This window comes from Pelagimonas sp., from assembly GCF_058892305.1.
On record NZ_JBZXVN010000060.1, the window covers coordinates 1 to 756 of the forward strand.

The window sequence follows — 756 nt, forward strand, 5'->3', positions numbered from 1 at the left end:
GGGGCAGCATGAGCAGTTGACTGATCGCATCTCGGCGAAGCTGGAACCGCATTTGCCCGGCAAATCGACAGACCCAGACCGCACCGGTCGCGACAACCATCATGTCATGGAAGCTATCCTCTGGCGCGCGCGGACCGGTCGCAATGGCGAGCCTGGCCGGACTATTTCGGCAAATGGAGTTCAGCCTACATCCGCGTCTCTCACTGGTGTCGCGATTGGGTATTTTGGCGCGTTTTCAATGCGATAACGGAAGAGCCTGACGTCGAACACCTCCCCGTCGACAGCACGATTGTCCGGGCAGACCAGCACAATGCCGGCGCGCAAAAAGGGGGCGCTGACGCTTAAAATTTGGGGCGATCCAGAGGCGGAGCAAGCAGCAAGATCCACCTCACCACAGGCGCCCTTGGCACTCCAACGCGCCTGATCCAACGGGTGACATCACGCAGATTGAAGTGCACTGGCTTGGGGTCGAAGCCGATCACAATCTGGCCGATCAAGGCCTTGATGCGCCTCGTGAAATGACAGCGATCGCCGCTTGCGAGGCCACACCGGCCGTCCCGCGCCGGACAACGACCGCGTCGTGGCACGGCGTCGATCCAGAGCCTTACAAAGACCGCAACGCTGTGGAGCGTTCCTTATGCAATTTGATCCCCCCACCCGGAACGACACCCTGACGTGAAACTATCTGAGCTTCGTAAACCTTGGCTACACACTCAAATGGTGTCGTTCAATGCCAACACGACCTAGGTTGTGAGC

The 756-nt window shown here is 59.1% G+C and carries 2 pseudogenes; both read left to right on the forward strand.

The annotated features are described in order from the left end of the window. A pseudogene (locus AC5EFR_RS21405) lies at positions 1–247 on the forward strand (hypothetical protein); the annotation flags it as partial. 5 nt (positions 248–252) lie between these two features. Next, positions 253–510 (forward strand): annotated as a pseudogene (locus tag AC5EFR_RS21410) (IS5/IS1182 family transposase); the annotation flags it as partial. Positions 511–756 lie beyond the last annotated feature (246 nt).